This is a genomic window from Kitasatospora sp. Ki12, from assembly GCF_054601375.1.
In genome coordinates this window covers 3,687,645-3,711,930 of record NZ_BAAIHT010000001.1, presented here as the reverse complement: position 1 = coordinate 3,711,930, position 24,286 = coordinate 3,687,645, and the positions used below count along the sequence as shown (strand labels likewise).

12 protein-coding genes are annotated in these 24,286 nt (G+C 72.3%); 4 read left to right on the top strand and 8 right to left on the bottom strand.

Annotated elements, in window-relative coordinates; translation table 11 throughout:
• Positions 1 to 59: 59 nt before the first annotated feature.
• Complete coding sequence (locus tag ACYP53_RS16400) at positions 60 to 1,112, bottom strand: alpha/beta hydrolase (protein WP_229928488.1); 1,053 nt, start codon at positions 1,110 to 1,112, stop codon at positions 60 to 62.
• A 434-nt stretch (positions 1,113 to 1,546) separates the two neighbouring features.
• Here ACYP53_RS16400 and ACYP53_RS16395 point away from each other — a divergent pair, with 434 nt between their 5' ends.
• Positions 1,547 to 2,290 carry an SDR family oxidoreductase gene (locus tag ACYP53_RS16395; RefSeq protein WP_189915446.1) on the top strand — a complete coding sequence of 248 codons (744 nt, stop codon included), beginning with the start codon at positions 1,547 to 1,549 and terminating at the stop codon, positions 2,288 to 2,290.
• A 119-nt stretch (positions 2,291 to 2,409) separates the two neighbouring features.
• Here the strand turns inward: ACYP53_RS16395 and ACYP53_RS16390 are convergent, their stop codons facing one another.
• The 3 genes from ACYP53_RS16390 to pulA all read right to left on the bottom strand — a co-directional run bounded on the left by ACYP53_RS16390 (position 2,410) and on the right by pulA (position 12,862).
• Positions 2,410 to 4,149 carry a carbohydrate-binding module family 20 domain-containing protein gene (locus ACYP53_RS16390; protein ID WP_459647805.1) on the bottom strand — a complete coding sequence of 580 codons (1,740 nt, stop codon included), beginning with the start codon at positions 4,147 to 4,149 and terminating at the stop codon, positions 2,410 to 2,412.
• A gap of 328 nt (positions 4,150 to 4,477) precedes the next feature.
• Entirely contained in the window at positions 4,478 to 6,814 is a 2,337-nt protein-coding gene (locus ACYP53_RS16385; RefSeq protein ID WP_459647804.1) for a M4 family metallopeptidase, read from the bottom strand.
• Positions 6,815 to 7,369: 555 nt separating this feature from the next.
• On the bottom strand, positions 7,370 to 12,862 hold the full coding sequence (gene pulA, locus ACYP53_RS16380) for a pullulanase-type alpha-1,6-glucosidase (RefSeq protein WP_459647803.1): 5,493 nt from the start codon (positions 12,860 to 12,862) through the stop codon (positions 7,370 to 7,372).
• A 359-nt stretch (positions 12,863 to 13,221) separates the two neighbouring features.
• On the opposite strand from pulA, the gene ACYP53_RS16375 reads away from it, so the two are divergent.
• Entirely contained in the window at positions 13,222 to 14,187 is a 966-nt protein-coding gene (locus ACYP53_RS16375; protein WP_189915308.1) for a phosphatase PAP2 family protein, read from the top strand.
• Positions 14,188 to 14,202: 15 nt separating this feature from the next.
• Here the strand turns inward: ACYP53_RS16375 and ACYP53_RS16370 are convergent.
• Positions 14,203 to 15,053, bottom strand: a protein-coding gene (locus ACYP53_RS16370; protein WP_459647992.1) for an IS5 family transposase whose coding sequence is annotated in 2 segments (ribosomal slippage) — positions 14,203 to 14,687 and positions 14,687 to 15,053 — 852 coding nt in all. Because the reading frame shifts where the segments join, the coding sequence is not laid out codon by codon here.
• A gap of 161 nt (positions 15,054 to 15,214) precedes the next feature.
• On the bottom strand, positions 15,215 to 18,238 hold the full coding sequence (locus ACYP53_RS16365; protein WP_459647802.1) for a bifunctional [glutamine synthetase] adenylyltransferase/[glutamine synthetase]-adenylyl-L-tyrosine phosphorylase: 3,024 nt from the start codon (positions 18,236 to 18,238) through the stop codon (positions 15,215 to 15,217).
• A gap of 183 nt (positions 18,239 to 18,421) precedes the next feature.
• On the opposite strand from ACYP53_RS16365, the gene ACYP53_RS16360 reads away from it, so the two are divergent.
• The gene (locus ACYP53_RS16360) at positions 18,422 to 19,600 is read left to right on the top strand and encodes an acyltransferase family protein (RefSeq protein WP_459647801.1); all 1,179 of its coding nucleotides are present in this window, start codon (positions 18,422 to 18,424) and stop codon (positions 19,598 to 19,600) included.
• Here the strand turns inward: ACYP53_RS16360 and ACYP53_RS16355 are convergent.
• The gene (locus ACYP53_RS16355) at positions 19,567 to 20,784 is read right to left on the bottom strand and encodes a hypothetical protein (RefSeq protein WP_229928747.1); all 1,218 of its coding nucleotides are present in this window, start codon (positions 20,782 to 20,784) and stop codon (positions 19,567 to 19,569) included. The genes ACYP53_RS16360 and ACYP53_RS16355 overlap by 34 nt on opposite strands.
• 179 nt (positions 20,785 to 20,963) lie before the next feature.
• Positions 20,964 to 22,325 carry a type I glutamate--ammonia ligase gene (gene glnA / locus ACYP53_RS16350; RefSeq protein WP_097238167.1) on the bottom strand — a complete coding sequence of 454 codons (1,362 nt, stop codon included), beginning with the start codon at positions 22,323 to 22,325 and terminating at the stop codon, positions 20,964 to 20,966.
• A gap of 173 nt (positions 22,326 to 22,498) precedes the next feature.
• On the opposite strand from glnA, the gene ACYP53_RS16345 reads away from it, so the two are divergent.
• Positions 22,499 to 24,253, top strand: a complete 1,755-nt coding sequence (locus ACYP53_RS16345) for an NAD+ synthase (RefSeq protein ID WP_459647800.1) — start codon at positions 22,499 to 22,501, stop codon at positions 24,251 to 24,253.
• Positions 24,254 to 24,286 lie beyond the last annotated feature (33 nt).

The following is a 24,286-nucleotide window of genomic DNA, read 5'->3' as shown; positions in this document are numbered from 1 at the left end:
GACCGCACGCGGCCGCCGGAGTCAGTGACCCCGGCGGCCGCGCGGAAGCCGGACCGGCCTCAGTCGGCCGCCGGGCCGGCCAGGTTCTTGGTCAGCCACTCCAGGGTGTCCGGGATCATCTTCTTGAAGTCCGAGGTCAGGTGCTTGCCGCCGGGCTGCTCGTAGTAGGTGATGCCCACCGGCGGGGCGGCCTTGGCCACCCAGTTCTTGACCACCTTGGTCTCGTACGGGTTGGCCCCGCCCGCCGTGACCAGCATCTTCACGTCGGCCTTGCCCTCGGCGACCATCACGTCCGGGTTGTTGGCCGCGCGCTCGGCGTCGTGGCCCTTCCACAGCAGCGAGTCCGGGATGAAGTAGCCGTCGATCGGCACCGCGGCCTTGTAGACGTCCGGGAACTGGAGGGCGAGCTTGGCGCTGCAGAAGCCGCCGGTGGAGGCGCCCATCACGCCCCAGCCGTCGCGGCCCTTCACGGTGCGGAAGTTGGCGCGGACGAAGTCGGGGAGGTCCTGGGCCATCCAGGTCGCCATCTTGGGCTGGCCCGGGATGTCGGAGCAGTCCAGCGCGTTCTTCTCGTCGCTGTTGAAGTTCTGCACCGGCATGATCATGATGAACGGGTGGGACTTGCCCTCCTTGACCAGCCGCTCGTTCTCCTCCTGGATCGGCAGCTGGTTGTCGGTCCAGGTGTTGTAGCCGTTGCTCTGGCCGCCCGCGAAGAGGGTGAGCACCGGGAAGCCGGTCTTGGCGAACTTGGGGTCGTTGTACTCGGGCGGCAGCCAGACCCAGACCTTGCCGGAGACGCCGGACTTCGCACCGGCCACGGTGGTCACGAAGATCGGACCGGCGGCGGTGTCCCGGGCCTTGGTGAGGTTGGCGTTCGGGCCGGTCGGCATCAGCACCTTGCCGGTGGAGGGCGCGGTGCTCGGGGTGCCCGAGGCGCTGCCGCCGGCCGTCGCGGTGCCCGTGGTGGTGCCGGTCCCGGCCGGGGTGGCGCCCGCCGTGGCACTGTCCCCCTTCCCACCGCCGGAGCTCCCGCAGGCCGCGAGCGAGGCGGCCAGGGCGAGCACGGCGGCGCCGGACAGGACGGCACGGTAACGGGACGACTGCCTAAGCACGGTGAGGACTCTCCGACCGATGTCGCGCCCGGTCCGTCTGACCGGGCGGCGGCCCCCCGGTGGGGCCGGACAGACCCGGGGGCGCAACGCGGGTAGGGCCCCCGGGGTGGTGGTGCGCCGTCCCTCGCGGGGGCGCGCCTTCCTGCGATCTTATGACGTGACCCGGGGTGGGCCGGTTGCGCGTCGGCCACCGGAAATCCAATGTTTGTTCGCGATCGGGTAAAGCCCTCGGCTCAGCCCGCCGGACGGCGGGGGTCGAACGGCGGGTTTCACAACCACGTGTGCGTCCGAGCGCCGGATTCCGGGTGCTTTCGACCAGTGACGCCGGGCCGCGGATCCGGAACGATCTCTCCCGGGACCGGCTGGAGAGCGACCGGGCCGCCACCGCCACCGCCACCGCCACCGCCACCGCCACCGCCACCGAGGAGAGTGCCATGCCCCAGCAGATCGCCGTCGTCACCGGAGCGGGGAGCGGCGTCGGCCGGGCCGTCGCGGTCGAGCTGGCCGCGGCCGGCTGGCTCCCCGTGCTGGCCGGCCGCCGGGCCGAGCCGCTGCGGGAGACCGCCCGGCTCTGCGCCGCCCCGGCCGACGTGCTGCCGACCGACGTCACCGACCCTGCCGCCGTGGACGCCCTGTTCGCCGCGACCGCCGAGCGGCACGGCCGGGTGGACCTGCTGTTCAACAACGCCGGCAGCTTCGGCCCGGCCGTCCCGGTGGAGGAGCTGGAGGTCGAGGCCTGGCGGGCCGTGGTCGACCTCAACCTGACCGGCGCCTTCCTCTGCGCCCGGGCGGCGTTCCGGCAGATGAAGGCCCAGGACCCGCGGGGCGGCCGGATCATCAACAACGGGTCGATCTCGGCGCACGTCCCGCGCCCGCACTCGATCGCCTACACGGCGACCAAGCACGCGGTCACCGGTCTGACCAAGTCGCTCTCGCTGGACGGCCGCCCGTACCGGATCGCCTGCGGGCAGATCGACATCGGCAACGCGGCGACCGACATGACCGCGGCGATGGGCGCGGGCGTCCGGCAGGCGGACGGCCGGATCGCCCCCGAGCCGACCATGGACGTGGCCGACGTCGCCCGCACCGTGCGGCACATGGCCGCGCTGCCGCTGGAGGCGAATGTGCAGTTCGCCACGGTCATGGCGACGGCCATGCCGTACATCGGGCGCGGCTGAGACCCCTCCCCGAGGCCACTCCCCGAGGCCCCCGGCTCACGACGGGGGAACCCCGCCAGACGAGGCTGACGGGGTTCCCGGGACCGGCGGCCGGGGGCGTCCGGAACCGCGGCGGCGGGCTACGGCCGCCAGGCGTCGTTCAGGGTGACCGTCCCCGAGGAGGGCGCGGTCGCCGTCCGGTTGGCCCCGGACTCCCAGGTCACCGCGCCGCTCGCGTCCTTGCGGAGGTACTTGTACTGGAAGGCCGTACCGCCCGGCAGCGAGAGCGACAGCGACCAGACCGGGTAGCCGGCCGAGGAGAGCGGCAGCGCCTTGGCCGGGTCCCAGCCGCCGAGCGCCGCGACGTCGCCGACCACGTAGATGTTCTGGCCGGGCGTGGTGGTCGCGTTCACGTTGAACGAGGCGCCGGTGGCCGTCGCCACCCCGCCCTGGACGTACAGCGCGACCGCGTCGCCCGCGCCGACCGTCGCGGTGAACTGCCCGTTGCCGTTGACCTGGTAGGTCGGGCCGGTGCAGCCGCCGCCCGGCTGCGGGTCGCCGTGCTGGACGTCGCAGTAGGTGCCGGCCGGCAGCCCGGTCTGGAAGGTCTGGGTGATCGCGCCGCTCTCGTGGTTGATCGCGACGTAGCCCTTGTTGCCGCGGCCGAAGGCGATCGCGTTGTTGCCGTTGGACCACCAGTTGGTCACCCCGGTGCCGGCGACGGCGTTGCGGAAGCCGACCATGTTGGCGACCTGACGCCAGGCGTGGACGCAGTTCCAGCCGTCCTGGTAGCAGGCGTTGACGGTGCCGCCGTTCGGCGGGCCGTCGTCCTTGTTGGTGAAGGCGTAGCCGGAGTAGACGTTGGGCGAGCCGTACGGCGAGGCCAGCAGGAAGACGTTGGCCAGCGTGTAGGTGTTGCCGTAGGTGTAGTTGAGGGTGGAGCCGTTGCGCTCGGTGTCCCAGTTGTCGATGAAGCTCCGCGCCTGGTTGCCCGGCAGGTAGCCCCAAGAGGCGCCCCAGCCGTTGAGGTTGGCGAGCTTGTCGGCGGTGAACATCCGCTTGAGGTCGGTGCCGACCCGGAACTCGTCGACGTCGCCGGTGCCGGTGTACTCGGTGGGCTGGATCGGCTCGCCGGCGCCGTAGATGACCTCCTGCGCCCAGTAGGCCTTGGGGTTGGCCGTCCTGGCCTTGATCGCGGCGAGGTCGGCGGCGGCGATGTGCTTGGCGGCGTCGATCCGGTAGCCGTCCACGCCGAGTGAGCCGAGGTCGTCGAGGTAGTGCGCGATGGTGGTCTGGACGTACGCGCTGCCGGTGTCCAGGTCGGAGAGGTTGACCAGTTCGCAGTTCTGGACGTTGCCGCGGTCCTGGTAGTTGCTGATCGCCTGGCGGCAGGAGTGGAAGTCCTGGTCCTGGTAGGTGCCGGGGTAGCCGTACTTGGTGTACGCGGTGCCGCCGGTGCCGGTGCCGGAGCCGGCCGACATGTGGTTGACCACCGCGTCGGCGATCACCTTGACGCCGGCCGCATGGCAGGTGTCGACCATGTTCTTGAACGAGGTGCGGTCGCCGAGCCGACCGGCGATCCGGTAGCTGACCGGCTGGTAGGAGGTCCACCACTGCGGGCCCTGGATGTGCTCCTGCGGCGGCGAGACCTCGACGAAGCCGTAGCCCTTCGGGCCGAGCGTCGAGGTGCAGGCCTGGGCGACGGAGTCGAAGCGCCACTCGAAGAGGGTGGCGGTGACGTCCTTGCCGTTGTTCGCGGGCGGGGAGGCCTGGGCGGCGGGGGCGCCGAGGGTGGTGCCGAGCGAGAGCGCGAGCGCCGCCGAGGCGGCGAGGGCGCCTGCCGCGCGGGCGGGCCGTCGGGTGGGGGCGGTGGTGACCACGTCGTCTCCTGGGGGGTGGCTGGGGTGGGGCAGCCGAGGTGAAGCCTGCAGGAAGTTTCTGTAACTTGCCGGAAACTTGCAGCGCCGAACTTAGAGTCAGCGGGAGGCACCGTCAAGGTCTCGGGAAGATACGTTTCTGCATCGCCGGAATCCGCGCGCCGCCGCCCCTGGCTCCGCGCGCCGCGCCCCCTGGTTCCGCGCGCCACCGTGCCGGAGTCCGCGCGCCGCCACCCCTGGCACGGGCGCACGACAAGGGCCCGGCAGCCGTAGCCACCGGGCCCCTCACCCGTCCTGGTTCACCGGTCCCTCACGGGGAGCCGGTCCGGGTTCAGCCGGTCTGGACGGCGGTGTCGTCGATCACGAAGCTGGTCTGCAGCGAGGAGTCCTCGACCGCGTTGAACTTCACGGTGACCGTCTGGCCCGCGTAGGCCGACAGGTCGAAGGTGCGCTGCTGGTAGCCGGCCGCGGCGTCCACGTTGGAGTAGGTCTTCAGCGCGGTGCCGTTGACCGACACGGTCAGCTTGTCGTACGCGGTGCTGCCCGACTCGGCGGTGTCGACGTGCAGCCAGAAGCTCAGCGTCGCCTTGCAGCCCGCCGGGATGGTCACCGTCTGCGACAGCGTGTCGGTGTGGCTGGAGCCGTAGCCGTCCATCCACGCCTTCCACGAACCGCCGTGCGCGGCCTGGCTGGCGCTGTTGTCCACCACGCCGGAGGTCGAGGTCCACGGCGAGGCGGAACCGGTCTCGAAGCCCGCGTTGCCGAGCAGCTGCGCCGGGGTGCAGGAGCCGCCGCCACCGGTGGTCACGGTCCAGGTGAAGCTGGTCGAACCGGTCTTGCCGGCCGAGTCCTTGGCCGTCACGGTGACGTTGGAGGTGCCCGCTGCGGTCGGGGTGCCGGTGATCACGCCGGTGGAGGCGTTGATGGCCAGGCCGGCCGGCAGACCGGTGGCCGAGTAGGACAGCGGAGCGGTGCCGCCCGAGGCCTTGATGGACAGGTTGACCGCGGTGCCGACGGCGGTCGACTGGTTGCCCGGGCTGGTGACGGTGACGCCGCCCGGGTTGGGCAGCCCGCCGACGTTGACGGCGGCCCAGGCGGTGGCGACCGCGTTGTACTCGGCGCTGTTCGCGCCGTACAGGTCGGTGGCCGCGTCCAGGGTCGCGGTACGGGCCTTCGCGTAGTCGGTGGTGGAGGTCATGTGCGCGGTCAGCGCCTTGTACCAGACCTGCGCGGCCTTGTCCCGGCCGATGCCGGTGACGGTGATGTTGTTGACCGTCGGGCTGTTGTAGCTGACGCCGTTGATGACCTTGGCGCCGCTGCCCTCGGCCAGCAGGTAGAAGAAGTGGTTGGCGACACCGGACGAGTAGTGCACGTCCAGGTTGCCGACGCCCGAGTACCAGGAGTCGGCCGAGGTGCCGTCCTTGGAGGGCTTGTCCATGTAGCGCAGCGGCGTGCCGTTGCCGTTGATGTCGATCAGCTCGCCGACCAGGTAGTCCGGGTTGTCGGCGGGCAGGTTGGCGTAGAACTCGACCATGTTGCCGAAGATGTCCGAGGTGGCCTCGTTGAGGCCGCCGGACTCGCCCGAGTAGTTCAGGTTGGCGGTGGCCGAGGTGACGCCGTGGCTCATCTCGTGGCCCGCGACGTCCAGCTCGGTCAGCGGGTGGGTGTCGCCCGAGCCGTCGCCGTAGGTCATGCAGAAGCAGCCGTCGTCCCAGAACGCGTTGACGTAGCCGGTGTCGTAGTGGACCCGGCTCATGGCGCCGACGCCGTCGTTGCGGATGCCGTTGCGGCCGAAGGTGTTCTTGTAGAAGTCCCAGGTGGCGGCGGCGCCGAACTGGGCGTCCACGGCGGCCGACTCGCGGTTGCTGGCCTGGCCGTTGCCCCAGGTGTCCGAGGACTTGGAGAACAGCGTGCCGTTGCCGGTGGTGCCGTTCTTCATGTCGGTGGTGTTCTGGCCGCCGCGGCTGGCGTCCTTCAGCGAGAAGGTCGAGCCGCTCTGGGTGGTGGTCAGCGGCACGTTGCCGACGAAGACGCCGGTGCCGGAGCCGCGCTTGATGCCGTCGGCCTTGCTGAGCACGTCGCCGGTCTTGGCGTCGGTCACCACGTGCAGCTTGCTCGGGGTGCCGTCGGACTCGCGACCGGCGACGACGGTCTCCCAGGCGAGCTTCGGGGTGCCGTCCGCGGCCCACACCACCAGGCGCGGGGCGGTGTCGACGGCGGCGCCCTCCTCGGCGGCCAGCGCGGCGGCCTGGGCCTTCGGCGCGGCCAGGGCCGGGGTGGTCTCGACGCCGGCGAGGTTGGCCTCGCTGGCCTTGGTCACGCTCTTGGTGGCACCGTTCGCGTCCTGGTGGACGATCAGGTCGCCGCCGAGGACCGGGAGTCCGGCGTAGGTGCGCTCGTAGCGCAGGTGGCGACTGCCGTTGGCGTCCTGGACGACGTCCTTGGTGACCAGCTTCTCCTGGCCGCTCAGGTTCAGGGCCTGGGCGATCGAGGAGGTCTGCTGGTTCGCCGAGGCGATCAGCGCGGCCCGGCTGGCCTGCTGGGTGGCGACAGCGGTCGGCGCGTCCGGCGTGGCCGCCTGGGCGATGACCGGTATGCCGGTGACCAGCAGCGCGGTGGAGGCGGCCAGGACGACCGCCGCCTTCCGGGCGTGAGCGTAACGGGACATGCGGACTCCTTTTCCGACCGACGCTGGTTCGCGCCGGTGGAGAGAAACCTGGGCCGCGGGGTTGCGGCGCAGTGGGGGCCCCCGCCGGGTGCGACGGAGGTGCGGTAGCGGGTTGCGGTGCACACAACCCGTTGCAGGGTCGGGACGCGCTGCACCTTGGCTCGAACAGCTGCACCGGGAGGTGGGGCCCCCACGTCTGCAGCCGGAGGAATCGTGGCAGCAAACCGGCCGCCAATGACAGATGCATGCCACTGATTGGCCGGTTCATTACCGAAACCGTATGCATGGCGGTCCGTCAGTTGTGTTACCCGGACACGAACTCGTGAACACGGTTTTCATGACCTGCACAAGGTTCGATCACTATCGGCGGTCACTGACCAGCAGTCGGAACCACCGTTCGTACCGCCGGGTAGCGCGCAGCGCCGAACGGGCGCGGCACGTCACAGTTCCGGCCGTGCCTGCGGTTGTTTCCGGCCATTGTGTGGCCGGAACGGAACCGGGCCCCGAACCGCCTCAACGGCGGCGCGGGGCCCGGTAATCGGCGGGGTGCACCGGTCAGTGCTGGACGAACACCGCCACGGTCCGGCCCGGCACGGTGAACGTGCCGGTCGCGGCGTCGAAGCCGGCCCCCTTCACCACCGGGTCCGCGCCGCCCGCCTGGACGGGGTGCAGCGCCTGGCCCGTCCCCCGCAGGGCCGCGACGGTCTGCGCCTGCGCGGTGGGCGTGGCGTTGAAGACCACCGTGACGCCCTTCTCCGCGCCCGCCAGCCCGGTGCCGTCCAGGTGCAGGGTGATCACCCCGGGCGTCTCACCGGCGGTGCCGGAGAGCGGGTACGACAGCCGCTGCTGGACGGCGGCCAGGGTGGGCAGCGCGAACAGCGGCGAGGACTGCTTGATCCGCAGGAACTCCTGGTACTGCGCCGAGGCCGCCCGGATGTCGGCCGCGCCGACGGCCAGCCTCGGATCGGCCAGCAGGGACTGCGCGGTGGGCCACATCGCCTTGTTGTCGGCCGCCGGCGGCAGCCCGCGGCCCCAGCCGTTGCCGGCCACGGCCCCCGTCAATGGATCGGGCCAGTGGATCGCGTTGAACCAGTCGCCCGAGTCGTAGGCGTTGGAGTCGAGCGACTTGGAACGCAGCAGGTCGCTGCCGGCCTGGGCGAAGCCCGCGCCCTGGGTGAGCGCGGTGAGCGAGAGCCCGAGGGCCTGCATCCGGGCCCGGTCGGCGGCCGCGGTGCCGGTCGGCAGCTTGTACGCGAGGGCGTCGAAGAGGTCGGTGTTGTCGTGGGCGTCCACGTACTCCACCGCCTCGCCGGGCTCGGCCGCGTACCCGGTCGGGGCGCCGTTGTAGTCGACCTGGGCGCCGGTGACGGCCTTCCCGGAGCTGTCGGTGAAGGAGTACCCGGCCAGGTTGCCGGTCAGTCCCACCTTCAACTGGTCCATCTGGTGCAGCAGTCGGGCCTTCTGCTGGTCCGGGGTGCCGTTCGCGGCCGAGCCGTTCGGGTCCGTGAACAGGCCCGAGGCGAAGCCCTGCTGCGGCGCGGAGTCGAGCATGAAGTTGCCGCCGCGGGCGGCGTCCCGGAACCGGTCGTCGAAGGTCGCGATGCCGGTGCCGGCCATGTTGGCCTGGGTGGCCTGCTCGAACCGGGCGTTGTTCGCGACGACGCCGAAGTTCCAGCCCTCGCCGTACAGGAGGACGTTCTTCCCGTCCACGCCGTCCGAGTCCGGCGTCATCTTGCGCAGCGCGGCCCGCACGTCCAGCATGGTGGACTTCGGGTCAAGGCCCATCAGGTCGAAGCGGAAGCCGTCCACCTTGTACTCGCGGGCCCACAGGGTCACCGAGTCGACCACCAGCCGGTTCATCATGGCGTGCTCGGGCGCCGTGTCGGCGCAGCAGCTGTCCGTCGTGACCTTGCCGTCGGCGTCCAGCCGCTGGTAGTAGCCGGGCACCACCTTGTCCAGCACCGAGTGCTCGGCCTGGCCACTGGCCGCGGTGTGGTTGTAGACCACGTCGAGCACCACCCTCAGCCCGGCGGCGTGCATCGCCTGCACCATCTGCCGGAACTGCACCGTCCGGGCCGTGCCGGTCGGGTCGGTGGCGTAGGAGCCCTCCGGCACGTTGTAGTGCAGCGGGTCGTAGCCCCAGTTGTAGGCGTCGTCGGCGGCGACGGCCGCCACGCACTCCTGCTGCTTCGGGCCGTCCTTCGGCAGGGACTTCAGGTCGCAGGCGGGCAGCTTCTGGTCCGCCCGGTTCTCCCGGATGGTGGCGATGTCGAAGGTCGGCAGCAGGTGGATCGTGGTCACCCCGGCCGCCGCGAGCTCCTTCAGGTGCTTCATGCCGGCCGAGTTCGACTCGGTGAACGCCAGGTAGGTGCCGCGCTCGCCGGCCGGGACGGTCGGGTCCTCCACCGAGAAGTCCCGGACGTGCAGCTCCTGGATCTGCTCCCGCCCAAGCGGGACGGCCTGCGGGCGGGCGTGGTCGTCCCAGCCCGCGGGCTTCAGCTCCTTGGCGTCGAGGTTCGCGACCAGGCTGCGCCGGGAGTCGGTCGACAGCGCCACCGAGTACGGGTCGGTGACGGTGTCGACCACCACCTGCCGTACCGAGGGCGCCCAGACCTTCACCTGGTACAGGTAGTACTTGCCGTCCAACTCCCGCTTGTCACAGACGACTTCCCAGACGCCGGTCTCGTCGTCGAGCTTCAGCGGCAGGGTCCTCGGGGTGCCGCCGGTGGCGCCGTCGAAGACCTGGACGGACACCTCCTGGGCGGTCGGCGCCCACAGCGAGAGCGCCACCTTGCCGTCGTAGTACGCCGGGCCGAAGTCGACCTTGCCGGTCCGCCCGGCGTAGAGGTCGTCCAGCGCGCCCGGGGTCTGCACCCCGGTCGCCGCCAGGACGGCGCCGCTGGGCAGGTGCTCGGTGAACAGCAGCTGGCCGCGGAGCGCGGCCGGGACGCGGGCGGTGTCCCGGGCGTCCACGGTGAAGGCCCGGTAGCCCGCCAGGTGCGGGTACTTCGCCTTCTGCGCGTCGGTCAGCCCGCCCTTGACGGGGGTGAGCCGCAGCCACCGGCCTGGCTTGCTCAGCACGCCCTTGTCGGCCGTGATGCCGCCCGCCGGGTCGTACACCAGCTGGGCGCTGGTGCCGCCGGCCAGGGCCTCGTCTCCGGCGCCGTAGTTCGCCGGGACGACGACGGTCCTCGCGTCGATCCACTGCGCCTTGGCGCTGCCGAGGTCCACCTGCGAGGAGGCGGCCGGGTTCTGCGGCAGCAGGTAGCCCTCGCGGCCGCCGAGGATCCACACCTCCCTGCCGTTGACCGCGAGGTCCAGCGACTGGTCGGCGGGCAGGTCCTTGTCGTTGCCCCGGTGCAGGATGTAGCTGAGGCTGGTCGCGCCGGGGGCCAGCGGCACCTCGAAGACGGCGCCGAAGGAGTCGCGGCGGGCCGGGGTCAGCGGCTTGCCCCAGTCGGTGGGGGTGGCGGCGCCGGTCCAGTCGTGCAGGCCCCAGCCGTCGTAGTCGCCGTCGGCCCGGTTGTAGTGGATGACGGCGGTGTTCGCCGGCGGCGTGCCGGCGGGGCCGGGGGCGGTGGTGCGCACCGCCGGGTCGCCCTGCTTCAGCCAGACCTCGCCGGTGCTGCCGACGTCGATGTGCCGGTCGGCCTCCACGTCCTTGACGCCGTTCTTCTCCACGATGAACCCGACGTCCGAGGCGCCCGGCTTGAGCTTCACGTAGGCGAAGGCGCCGTACGCGTCCCGCCCGGTGAAGGCGTGCCCGGCCGGCCACGGGGTGGTCTCGCCGTCGGCGAGGTCGCCCCAGGCGTAGAGGTTCCAGCCGTCGTAGTCGCCGTCCGGCCGGTTGTAGTGGACGACGGCGTACGGGCGGGCGCCGGCGGTGGGCACCGGCTTCGGCGCGGGGGTGCCGGTGGTGAAGCTCGCGGTGGCGGAGCGCAGGTGGCCGCCGGAGTCCTGGACGACGGCCTTGTACCGCACGACCGTGCCCGGGGCGACCGCGCCCAGGTCCTGGGTCACCGCGTACGTCCCGGTGTCTGCGGTGCCCAGCGTCTGCCAGGGACCGTCGCCGATCTGGGCGGCGAAGCTCACCCGGTCGAAGCCGCCGCCGTCGACGGTGGCGCCCACCGTGACCAGCCCGGTGGAACCGTCCGCGGGCGGCCGCACCGAGAGCCGCGGCGCGGCGGCCGGGGCCGCGAGCCTGCCGCCCGCCTTGAGCACGAGGGAGGAGAGCGCCGGCACGGTGACGGTGACCTTGCGGTCCGCGCCGCTGGTGATCCGGCCGCCCGCCGCCGGGTAGACCGGGTCGAAGCCCATGCCGGCCGAGAAGGTGTCCAGGGTGACGGTCTTCGCCTCGGTGGCGTTGTTGACCGCCACCAGGTACTCGACCTGCTGCCCGGCGTCGATCCGGGAGAAGGCGTAGACGCCCGCGCCGTCGGCGGCGTACCGCTCGATCTGGGCGCCGTCGGCCAGCGCGGGGTTGTCGCGGCGCAGCTGGGCCAGCCCCGCGATGCCCCGGTAGAGCGCGCCGTCCTGCCCGTACCGGTCGGCCGGGCCGGGGGTGCCGCCGAGCACCCGGTCGGCGTTGTAGGAGGGGGTCTTCGAGGCGAACAGGTCCTGCCGGGCGTCCTTGTCGCCGCCCGCGCCGGTGAAGCCCTGCTCGTCGCCGTAGTAGACGACGGGCTGGCCGCGGGTGAGGAACTGCAGCTCGCTCGCGAGCCGGTCCTTCTTCAGCAGGGTCGCCTCGTCGGCGCCCGGGTTGTCGGCGAGCAGGAAGGAGCCGAAGCGGCCCATGTCGTGGTTGCCGAGGAAGGTGGGCAGCTCGTACGCGTCGGTGTCGGCGCCGGTGTAGCGGTAGTCCTGGCCGTAGACGTCGGCGAGGTTCTTCGCCGAGCCGCCCTGGGAGACGTACGAGCGGGCGGCGCCCTGGAACGGGAAGTCCAGGGTGGCCTGCAGTTTGCCCTTGGTGACGTAGGGCGAGGTGATCGCCGGGTCGCCGGAGTAGACCTCGCCGAACATGAAGAACTTCTTGTTGCCCTGCTTGGCGGCGAAGTCCTTGAGCGCGGGCGCCCACTGCTGCCAGAACGCCATGTTGACGTGCTTGACGGTGTCGATCCGAAAGCCGTCCACGCCGGCGTCCTTCACCCACTGCTGGTAGACCTTCTCGAAGCCCTTCACCACCCGGGGGTTCTGGGTGTCGAGGTCGTCCAGGCCGCTGAAGTCGCCCTCGGTGGCGGACTCGCCGACGAAGGTCGAGTCGCCCCGGTTGTGGTAGAGCGAGGGGTCGTTGAGCCAGGACGGGGTCTTGGCGGTGGCGTCGCCGGGGTTGCGGAAGACCGGGGTGTAGGGGAAGGAGTCCTTGGTGGTCCGCGGCCAGGGCGCTCCCGCGTCGGCGACGGCGGTCTCGTCCACCGGGTTCCCGTCCGCGTCGAGCGTCGGGTAGGCGCCGGCCGAGCGGTAGCCGTGCTGCTGCTCGGCGGCGTCGATGACGTCGGCGGTGTGGTTGGTGATGACGTCGAAGAAGACCTTGATCCCGCGGGCGTGCGCCTTGGCTATCAGCTCCTTGAGCTGGTCGTTGGTGCCGAAGTGCGGGTCGACCTGGGTGAAGTCGGTGATCCAGTAGCCGTGGTAGCCGGCCGAGGCGTCCGCTCCGCTGCCCTGCACCGGCTTGTTCTTGAAGATCGGGGCCATCCAGATGGCGGTGGTGCCGAGGTCCTGGATGTAGTCGAGCTTGCGGATCAGTCCGGCCAGGTCGCCGCCGTGGTAGAAGCCCTTGTCGGCGGGGTCGAAGCCGTTGTCCAGCCGTCCGCCGGTGATGCCGCCGGTGTCGTTGGCGGTGTCGCCGTCGGCGAAGCGGTCGGGCAGGACGAAGTAGAACTGCTCGCGGGTGAGGTCGTGCCGCCCGGCGGTGGCCGCGAGCGCGGCGTCCGAGGGCGGGGCCGGCGGGGCGGCGGCGAGGGCCGCGGGGGCGCCGCCGAGCGTGGCGGCGGTCAGTGCGGCGGCCAGCAGGACGGCCGTGCGGCCGGGCCTGCGGGGTGATCCGTTCACGGGGGATCTGCTCCGTCGGGGGCGGAGCGGGGCATCGGCCACTGAGGGCTCCCTTAGGGGAAGGGGCGATCGGGTTCCCAGGAAGCTAGCGGCCTGCAATATGTTTCAGCAAGATGCAGAAACCGTTTCGTGCCGGGAAAATCCAGGCCCCGGGCCGTCTCCGCCCACCCCGATTACTCCCTCGGAGCGACGGGCGTGACAATGGGAGCTATGTCCGTCCCACCGGTTTGCACCAGAACACAGAGCACCCCCTACCCCGGTGGGAGCCGGCCCCTAGCCCTCAAGGGGGACAACCGGTGAAGAATCCACTTCCAGAGGATGAGCAGACGGCTACGAGCGGTCTGGCAGACTTCTCGTCCATGGGGGAACCGACCGAGATCCAGCGAGGCGACGCCCGGCGCGCCGACGCGGCCCACGGTGGCGGTTCCGCGGCAGCCACGGCCCTCCCCGGCCGGCTGCCCGACGGAGCCACCCGTGCCGCCCAGTCCCGTACCGCGGCCCTGCGCAGTCGTTTCCGCGACCAGCGCCGTTCACCGGCCCGGCCGAGGATCTGGTTCGAGCTGGCCCTGATCGGGATCAGCTACTGGATCTACTCCATCGTCCGCAACGCGGTCCCGGAGCAGGAAGCGATAGCCCAGAAGCACGCGCGCTGGATCTGGGACCTGGAGCAGAACCTCGGCATCGCCGTCGAGCGCTCGGTCAACCACGCCGTGGACGGCGTCGGGTGGCTCATCACCGGGATGAACTACTACTACGCGACGCTGCACTTCATCATCACCATCGGTGTGCTGGTCTGGCTCTACCGCAGCCACCCCGGCCGCTACGTCGCGGCCCGCACCGTGCTGTTCGTCACCACCCTGATCGCCCTGGTCGGCTTCTACTCCTTCCCGCTGGCCCCGCCCCGGCTGATGACCGACGGCGGCTTCATCGACACCGTGCAGACCCACCACACCTGGGGCTCCTTCGCCTCCGGCCCCGCCGCGCACGTCTCCAACATGTACGCCGCGATGCCCTCGATGCACATCGGCTGGTCGATGTGGTGCGGCCTGGCGATCTTCTTCCTGGCCCGCCGGACGTGGGTCCGGGCGCTCGGCCTGCTGTACCCGGCCGCCACCCTGCTGGTCATCGTCTCCACCGCCAACCACTTCTGGATGGACGCGGTCGGCGGCGAGATCTGCCTCGCGGCGGGCTTCCTGGCCGCCCGCTGGCTGTACCACGAGTGGGTCTACAAGCTGCCGCGGGTGCCCGCCCGGGAGCAGGCCGAGGAGCCGGTCACCGTCCCGGAGCAGTGGAGCGAGCCGGCGGTCAGCAGCGCACGCCGCTAGGTCCTTTCTTTTGGATCAGCGGGCGGACCAGATGAAGATGCCCGCGATGTGGAGTCCTGCCTGGTAGACGGTGGCGGTCTTCTCGTAGCGGGTGGCCAGGCCGCGCCAGTTCTTCAGGCGGTTGATGCACCGTTCGACGGTGTTGCGCTGCTTGTAGGCCTCGCGGTCGAAGGCGGGCGGGCGGCCCCCGAACCGGCCCTTGCGTCGGCGGTTGGCGATCTGGTCGGCGGGCTGCGGGATCACCGCCCGGATGCCGCGCCTTCTCAGGTGCTCGCGGATGGCCCGGGAGGAGTAGGCCCGGTCCGCCAGGACCACGAGGGGCCGGGTGCGCGGCCGGCCGACCGGCCTGGGCACCCGCAGGGCGGCCATGACCTGCTCGAACGCGGGCGCGTCGCCGGCCTGGCCGGGCGTGAGGACGAAGCACAGCGGGCGGCAGCGGCCGTCCGCGGCGAGGTGGACCTTCGTCGTCAGCCCGCCGCGCGAACGCCCGATCGCGTGGTGGCCGGGCTCACCGGCCGGCGCCCCTTTTGACGGGCCCCGGCCGCGTTCTGGTGCGCGCGAACGATCGTGGAGTCGACCGCCACGACCCAGTCCAGGTCGCCCTCGGCGTCGGCCCGCGCGAGCAGGGCGGTGAAGACCCGCTCCCAGGTGCCGTCGATCGCCCAGTTCCGCAGCCGGGTGTAGACACCCTTCCACGAGCCGTACTCGGCGGGCAGGTGCACCCACTGCGAGCCGGTCTGGAACTTCCACGCGATCGCGTCGATCACCTGCCGGTGATCGCGCCACCGACCGCCCCGCTTCGGCGTCCGGTCCGGCAACAACGGCTCTATCCGCGCCCACTGCGCGTCAGTCAACGGCACGACCAGACCAACGATCCGATGATCGGAAAGAAACGCCCTAGGGCCCGTCTTCGAACCCCCGCCTGCGGGGCGACGCCGGGGGTTCGAAGACGCGCCCTGTGCCACGGCCGAGGAACGACGAGGAGGGGCCCCTGATCCAGGGGCCCCTTTCGCATGCGCCGCCGAGCTCACCCGAGCCCGTAGAACAGCCGGTCCACCACCGCCCGCGCCCGCCGGGTGGTCCGCCGGTAGTCGTCCAGCAGCTCCCCGCTGTGCCCGGCGCCGTACCCGAGGTAGCGGGCCACCCCGGCCAGCTCCCTGGCCTCCCCGGGGAAGCTGTCCCCGGGCCGGCCGCGGACCAGCATCACCGCCGCCCGCACCCGGGAGGCCAGCACCCAGGCGGCGTCCAGCACCTCGGCGTCGTCCCGCCGCACCAGCCCGGCCTCCACCGCGGCCGCCAGCGCCGCCCTGGTCCGGGTGGTGCGCAGGGCCGGGAACTCGTGCCCGTGCCGGAGCTGGAGCAGCTGCACCGTCCACTCCACGTCCGCCAGCCCGCCCCGGCCGATCTTGGTGTGGGTGGTCGGGTCGGCCCCGCGCGGCAGCCGCTCGGCCTCGATCCGGGCCTTGATCCGGCGGATCTCCACCAGGTCCCGCTCCGGCACCCCCTCGCCCGGGTAGCGCAGCGGGTCGATCAGCTGCCGGAACCGCGCGCCCAGCTCCGCGTCCCCGGCCACCGGCTCGGCCCGCAGCAGCGCCTGGCTCTCCCAGGCGTGCGACCAGCGCCGGTAGTACGCCGCGTACGAGGCGAGGGTGCGCACCAGCGGGCCGCTGCGCCCCTCCGGCCGCAGGTCGGCGTCGACCAGCAGCGGCGGCTCGGTGGAGGGCGCGCCCAGCTGGGTGCGCAGCTCGTGGCAGACCGCCTGGGCGGCCTTGGCGGCCTCCTCCTCCAGCGAGCCGAGCAGCGGCTCGTGGACGAAGAGCACGTCCGCGTCCGAGCCGTAGCCCAGCTCGTGGCCGCCGAAGCGGCCCATCGCGACCACCGAGAGCCGGGTCGGCAGGTCCCCGTGCTCGGCCTCCCAGCCCGCCACGCAGGCGCGCAGCGCCCCCTCCAGGGTGGCGGCGTTGAGCGCGGTGAGCGCCTCCCCCGCGGTGTCCAGCGCCTCGGCGGGGTCGTCCCCGAGCCGGCCGAGGACGTCCGCGGCGGCCGTACGGAACAGCTCCCGGCGGCGCACCGAGCGGGCGGCGGCCACGGCGGCCGTGGTGGAGCCGGCCCGGCCGACGGCGGCCAGTATCTCCGACTGCAGCGCCGCCCGGCCGCGCGGCTCCAGGCCCTGCGGATCGCCCAGCATGGCCACCGCCTCGGGGGCGCGCAGCAGCAGGTCCGGCGCGAGCCGGCCGGCCGACAGCACCCGGGCCAGCTGCTCGGCGGCGGCGCTCTCGTCCCGCAGCAGCCGCAGGTACCAGGGGGTGCGGCCGAGCGCGTCGGAGACCTGGCGGAAGTTGAGCAGCCCGGCGTCCGGGTCGGCCGAGTCGGCGAACCAGCCGAGCAGCACCGGCAGCAGGGTGCGCTGGATCGCCGCCTTGCGGCTGACCCCGGAGGCGAGCGCGCTGATGTGCCGCAGCGCGGCCGCCGGGTCCGTGTAGCCGAGCGCCTCCAGCCGGGCCCGCGCCGCGTCCGGGGTGAGCCCGGCGGCGCCCGGCGGCAGCTCGGCGACGGCGTCGAGCAGCGGCCGGTAGAACAGCTTCTCGTGCAGCCGCCGGACCTCCACCGCGTGCCGCTTCCACTCCCGCTGCAGCGCGGCCACCGGATCGGCGCGGGTGTCGTCGTTGATCAGCGAGGTCAGCGAGCGGGCCAGCCGGCGCTGGTCCTCCGCGGCGGTGGGCATCAGATGGGTGCGGCGCAGCCGGTGGAGCTGGATCCGGTGCTCCAGCGAGCGCAGGAAGCGGTACGCGGTGTCCAGCGAGGCGGCGTCCGCCCGGCCGACGTAGCCGCCCCGGGAGAGCGCGGCCAGCGCCTCCAGGGTGTTGCCGCTGCGCAGCGCCGGGTCGGTGCGCCCGTGCACCAGCTGGAGCAGCTGGACGGAGAACTCGACGTCGCGCAGCCCGCCCGGGCCGAGCTTGAGCTGGCGGTCCAGCTCGGTGGCGGGGATGGAGTCGATCACCCGGCGGCGCATCTGCTGCACGTCGGTGACGAAGTTGTCCCGGGCGGCGGCCTGCCAGACCATCGGGGCGAGCGCCTCGACGTACGCGGCGCCGAGTTCGGCGTCCCCGGCGACCGGGCGGGCCTTGAGCAGGGCCTGGAACTCCCAGGTCTTGGCCCAGCGCTGGTAGTAGGCGAGGTGGCTGGCCAGGGTGCGCACCAGCGGGCCGTTGCGGCCCTCGGGGCGCAGGTTGGCGTCCACCGGCCAGATGGTGCCCTCGCCGGTGGTGTCCGCGCAGAGCCGGGTGAGGGCGGCGGCCAGCCGGGTGGCGGCCTTGACCGCCTCGTGCTCGTCCACGCCCTCGCGCGGCTCGGCCACGAAGATGACGTCCACGTCCGAGACGTAGTTGAGTTCGCGGCCGCCGCACTTGCCCATGCCGATCACGGCGAGCCGGCAGGCCGCGGCGGCCTCCGGGTCCTGCTCGGCGGCGAGGTCCAGGGCGGTCTGCAGGGTGGCGCCGGCCAGGTCGGCGAGTTCGGCGGCGGTGCGGGCGAGGTCGGTGGTACCGGTGAGGTCGCGGGCGGCGATGGCGAGCAGGCAGCGCCGGTAGGCGACCCGCAGGGCATCCGCCGGGCTCCGGTCGCCGCCGCGCACGCCCTCGCCGAGGGCCCGGCGGAAGTCCTCCGGGCCGGGGTGCATGTCGCGCAGCTCGAAGGTGACCAGCACGTGCCAGTCGTGCGGGTGCCGGGCGAGGTGGTCGCCGAGCGCGGTGGAGACGCCGAGCACGCCGAGCAGCCGGTCGCGCAGCGGCTTGGAGGTGGTCAGGGTGTCCCGCAGGGTGTGCCGGTCGGTCTCGTCGGCCGCCTCCATCAGCCGGGCCAGGCCGAGCAGCGCGAGGTCGGGGTCGGCGGTGGCGCCGAGCGCGTCCAGCAGCACCGGGTCGTCGGCCAGTCCCCGCAGGCCGGGGCCCTCCAACAGCCGCACCGCCCGCGCCGGGTCGCCGAACCCGCGTCGGACCAACCGGTTCTCCGGCCTGCTGACCCGGCTCCCGGCCCGCTGCTCCTCCACCATCAGCCCCTCCATCCGTCCGCCTCAGCAGGCTACGCGCCCCGGCGGCCGGCCGCCGGACACGACCACCTCCCGGACGCCCCGACCGCCGCGCGTGACCTCGCCCCCGCCCCGCTCGTTCACCCGGGCGCCGTCCCCCACCCCCGGAGCACAGACCCCCCGGAGCACAGACCCCCCGGAGCACAGATGCCCAGTCGCCTGCCCTCGCTCACCGGGCTGCGCTTCTGGGCCGCCCTGCTGGTCGTGCTCTACCACCTCTCCCGCAAGGTCGGCGAGCTGCCGCTGGTGGGCCCGCTCGCCTGGTACGGCCGGTCCGGGGTGACGTTCTTCTTCGTGCTCTCCGGCTTCGTCCTCGCCTGGACGTACGGGAGTTCGCCCGCGTCCGCCGCCGTCTTCGCCCGGCGCCGGTTCGCCCGGATCTGGCCGCTGCACCTGCTGACCACCGGGCTCTCCCTGGGCGCGGACGCCGCGATCGGCGCGGCCCTGCCGGTGGTGGCCGCGCTCTGGTCGCTGGCGCTGGTGCACCCGTGGGCGCCGTCCACCGTGTACGGCGGCAATCCGGCCTCCTGGTCGCTGGGCGCGGAGGCCTGGTTCTACCTGCTGTTCCCGTTCCTGCTGCGGCTGTTGGCGCCGCGCCGCCGCGTCTGGCTGCCGGTCGGGGCGGGCTGCGCGCTGCTCGGTCCGGCGCTGTGGGCGGCCGGCGCCCTGCTGCCCGCCGATCCGGTCCTGCGCGGCTGGCTGCTGGACTACCTCCCGCTGACCAGGACCCCGCAGTTCGTCCTCGGGGTGGTCACCGGTCTGGCCGCCCGCCACGGCCTGCTCCCCCGGCCGCGGCTCGTCCCGGCGGCGGCTGCCGTCCTCGGGTGGCACCTGGTGCTGGTCCCCTGGCACGCGGCCGTCCCGGACGCGCTCTGGTACGGACCGTACAGCGCCGCCCAGTTGGTCCCGGCCCCGCTGTTCGCGGCCCTGCTGGCGGCGGCCGCCCGGCGCGACGCGGCGGCGACGGCGCCCCGGCTGCTGGCGGGCCGGACGGCCGTCCGGCTCGGGGAGTGGTCGTACGCCTGGTACCTGGTGCACGAGATCGGCATCCGCTGCTGGCTCGCGGTGCAGGGCCGCCCGGCCCCCGGCGCCGCGACGCTCGGCGTCTGGCTGCTGCTGGCCGGCGGCTCGCTGGCCGTCGCGGCCGCCCTCTACCGCTGGGTGGAGCGCCCCTGCGAGCGGCTGCTGCGCGGCGCCCCGCGCGGCCGGGACGCGGCGGCGCCGCTGCCGCCCCGCGGGGTGCGGGTGGTGCGGCAGCGGCGCCGGGGTCGGGCCGGGTCCCCGAGGGGGGATCAGCCTTCGGTGGAGCTGTCCAGGTTGACGTAGGCGTAGAAGACGCCCAGGTCGTAGCCGTCCTTGTCGGTGTCGAACTTCACCTTGATGTCGGTGTCCCCGTTGCGCAGGAACGGCGAGATGTCCCAGCGGTTGGAGTCGTAGCCGAAGTTGTTGCGGTTGTACGGGGTGCGGACGAACTGGTCGGCCGGAGTCAGTTCCTCGATGGTGGAGTTGAAGGCGTCGTCCGAGGCGTGGTTGACGTCCGTGAAGGGCGTCTCCGGGCCGTTGGTGGACTTCATCTTGAGCGTGTCGCCGGTCCACTTGAGGTCGCCGTCGTAGACCACGAAGCCGAGCTTGCCCTGGACCGGGCCGGTCGGCGGGGTCTGCAGCCCGGTGAGGTCGATCTCGCGCTCCGGGCTGTCCGGCAGCTCGACCTGGAAGCCGTCCCACAGGTGGACGTGGCGCAGCGGCTTGCAGTCGTTCTCGTACGCGACGACGATCGTCCAGCCGCCCCAGCTGTGCGGCTTCACCACCGAGTCCATGTTGGCGACGGTGTAGCTGCCGTTGCCGAACTTCTTGACCAGGTCGGTGACGTCGGCGGAGGCCTGGTAGCTGCTCTCGTCGTCGGTGGTGATGTAGCCGATGGACGGCTGGTCGTTGGCGATGTTCCGGTACTGCGTCTCGCCCGGGACCTTCAGGTACACCTCGTCGATCTGGCTCTCCGGCAGCACGGTGTCGCCGATGCCGCGGGTGCCGCCCCAGTAGAGCCGGGCGTACTTGACGGTCGAGCCCGGGAGCAGGCCCAGGTCGGCGGAGCTGGCGGAGTAGATCGGGTCACCGAGCGGGCCGATCGAGCCCGGGTCGATGTTGATGTACTTCATCTGGTACTTGTTGTTGATCGGCCGGCTGCCGAGGCCCTTGCGGGCGTCCTCGCACGGCGGCTGCGCCGGGTCGACCGGGGGCTTGGTCTCGTCGCAGGTCATCAGCGAGTTGCTGATCCGGGTGATGGAGCCGTGGAAGTCGCCCTCGAAGCGGGTGGTGAACGGCAGCGGGTTGGACGCGATGGTGTTGGCCCGCAGCTGCGGGTGCTCCTTGCCGGAGCCGGAACCCCGGGCGTCGGCGATCGTCGGGACGGCCAGCAGCTGGCCCGCGACGGCGACGAGGGCGGCGCCCCCGACGCCGATCCGGCGGGCGAGCAGACGGGCGGCAGCGGCACGGCTGACGGAGGAGGTCATGTGATCCTCTCAGGACGGAACGAGACGAGCAGCCCAATCGGACCACAACGTTCCGTCACATGAACGTCACATACCGCCACCAGTGGAGCCCACCGGCTCAGATCCACTCCATAGGAGGGCCCGCCGTCATCCTCTCGAACGACAGCGGGCCCGAAGCGGTTTGAGCGGCGGTCACCCGCTCACAGCACCTGGAGGTTCTTCCGCAACTCGAACGGGGTCACCTCGGAGCGGTACTCCTCCCACTCCTGGCGCTTGTTGCGGAGGAAGAAGTCGAACACGTGCTCGCCCAGCGTCTCGGCGACGAGCTCGCTGCGCTGCATCAGGTCGATGGCCTCGCCGAGGTTCTGCGGCATCGGCTGGATCCCGAGGGCGCGGCGCTCGGAGTCGGACAGCGCCCACACGTCGTCGTCGGCGCCGGGCGGGAGCTCGTACCCCTCCTCGATGCCCTTGAGGCCGGCCGCCAGGGTGACGGCGTAGGCGAGGTACGGGTTGCAGCCGGTGTCGAGGGAGCGGACCTCGATCCGGGTGGAGCCCTGCTTGCCCGGCTTGTACATCGGCACCCGGATCAGCGCGGAGCGGTTGTTGTGGCCCCAGCAGATGTAGGACGGGGCCTCGCCGCCGGCGCCGGCGGTGCGCTGGGAGCCGCCCCAGATGCGCTTGTAGGAGTTCACCCACTGGTTGGTGACGGCGGCGGTCTCGGCGGCGTGCTTCAGCAGGCCGGCGATGAACGATCTGCCGACCTTGGAGAGCTGGTACTCGGCGCCGGACTCGTGGAAGGCGTTGCGGTCGCCCTCGAACAGCGAGACGTGGGTGTGCATGCCGCTGCCGGGGTGCTCGGAGAACGGCTTGGGCATGAAGCTCGCGTGCACGCCCTGCTCCAGCGCGACCTCCTTCATGACCAGACGGAAGGTCATGATGTTGTCGGCGGTGGAGAGCGCGTCGGCGTAGCGCAGGTCGATCTCCTGCTGGCCGGGGGCGCCCTCGTGGTGCGAGAACTCGACGGAGATGCCCATCGACTCCAGCATGGTGATCGCCTGGCGGCGGAAGTCGTGGCCGACCCCGCGCGGGGTGTGGTCGAAGTAGCCGGACTGGTCGGCGGGGATCGGCGCGGTGCCGTCGCCCGGCAGGTTCTTCAGCAGGAAGAACTCGATCTCCGGGTGGGTGTAGAAGGTGAAACCCAGGTCGGAGGCCTTCTCCAGGGTGCGCTTGAGCACGAACCGGGGGTCGGCGTAGGACGGCGAGCCGTCCGGCATCAGGATGTCGCAGAACATCCTGGCGGTGCCCGGGGTCTCCGAGCGCCAGGGCAGGATCTGGAAGGTGGTCGGATCCGGCTTGGCGATCATGTCGGACTCGTACACCCGGGCGAAGCCCTCGATGGCGGAGCCGTCGAACCCGATGCCCTCCTCGAAGGCCTGCTCCAACTCGGCCGGCGCCACCGCGACCGACTTGAGGAACCCGAGCACGTCGGTGAACCACAGCCGGACGAACCGGATGTCACGCTCTTCGAGCGTCCGAAGCACGAACTGCTGCTGCTTGCCCATGGGGACAGTCTCACCTCTGCTCTTTACGCTCGTGTTACGCCCGGGAAGCCCCCGAAAGACCCCTGGCGGCGATTGCCCCCATCATGGCCGATCACCGCGCGGTCCGGCAGTGCGGCCCCTCGTGGAGTTGCCCTCGCGGGACATCGCGTCAGATAGACGATAAACTCGGAGGCATGCCCAATCTCCGTCTCGCCCTGAGCCAGATCGACCCCTGGGTCGGTGACCTCGCCCGCAACAGCGATGAGGTGGTGCGCTGGACCAAGCAGGCCGTCGAGGCCGGCGCGCAGCTGGTCGCCTTCCCCGAGATGGCCCTCACCGGGTACCCGGTCGAGGACCTGGCCCTGCGCCACTCCTTCGTCGAGGCCTCCCGCGGCGCGCTGGTCGAGCTGGCCGGCCGGCTGGCGGCCGACGGCCTGGGCGAGGTGCCGGTGGTGGTCGGCTACCTCGGGCGCTCCGAGCACGCCTCGCCGCGCTTCAACCGCCCGGCCGGGTCGCCGCAGAACTGCGCCGCGGTGCTGCACCGGGGCGAGGTGGTCACCCGCTTCGCCAAGCACCACCTGCCCAACTACGGCGTGTTCGACGAGTTCCGCTGGTTCGTCCCGGGCGACCAGCTGCCGGTGGTCCGGGTGCACGGGGTGGACGTCGCGCTGGCGATCTGCGAGGACATCTGGCAGGACGGCGGCCGGGTCACCGCGGCCCGCGAGGCCGGGGCCGGGCTGCTGCTGGTGATCAACGGCTCGCCGTACGAGCGGAACAAGGACGACCAGCGGCTGGAGCTGGTCCGGCGCCGGGCCGCCGAGGCGGACTGCGCCCTGGCGTACGTCAACATGGTCGGCGGCCAGGACGAGCTGGTCTTCGACGGCGACTCGATCGTGGTCGGCCCGGACGGCGAAGTGCTCGCCCGCGCCCCGCAGTTCGAGGAGCACCTGCTGGTGCTGGACCTGGACCTGCCGGCCGCCGACAGCGACCACACCGACGGCCTGCTGCTGAGCGACGGCCTCCACCTGGTCCGCACCGAACTGGACGACGGGCCGCGGGCCGCACCCGCCGCGATCCCGCCCGCCGGGATCGCGCCGCGGCTGTCCGACGAGGCCGAGATCTGGGCCGCGCTGGTCTCCGGCACCCGGGCGTACGTGGCCAAGAACGGCTTCCGGTCGGTCCTGATCGGCCTCTCCGGCGGCATCGACTCCGCCCTGGTGGCCGCGATCGCAGTGGACGCGATCGGCGCCGGGAACGTGCACTGCGTGTCGATGCCCAGCCGCTACTCCTCGGAGCACTCCAAGGACGACGCGGCCGAGCTGGCCCGCCGCACCGGCCTGCACTTCCGGACCGTCCCCATCGCCCCGATGTTCGACGCCTACCTGGCCGCCACCGAGCTGACCGGCCTGGCCGAGGAGAACCTGCAGTCCCGGCTGCGCGGCACCCTGCTGATGGCGATCTCCAACCAGGAGGGGCACATCGTGCTCGCGCCCGGCAACAAGAGCGAGCTGGCGGTGGGCTACTCGACCCTGTACGGCGACTCGGTGGGCGCGTACGGGCCGATCAAGGACGTCTACAAGTCGCTGGTCTTCCGGCTGGCCCGCTGGCGCAACGAGGAGGCCGGGCGGCGCGGCGAGGTGGCGCCGATCCCGGAGAACACCATCGTCAAGCCGCCGTCCGCCGAACTGCGGCCGGACCAGCAGGACACCGACTCGCTGCCGGACTACGACCTGCTGGACAGCGTGCTGACCCGCTACATCGAGGGCGACGAGGGGCGGGACGCGATCGTGGCGGCCGGTTTCGACCCGGCCGTGGTGGACCGGGTGGTGCGGCTGGTCGACACCGCCGAGTACAAGCGGCGCCAGTACCCGCCGGGCCCGAAGATCTCGGTGAAGAACTTCGGCCGGGACCGCCGCCTGCCGATCACCAACCGTTGGCGGCGCGGCTAGGGCGTGTCTGACAATTCCCGCCGGGCGCGCGAC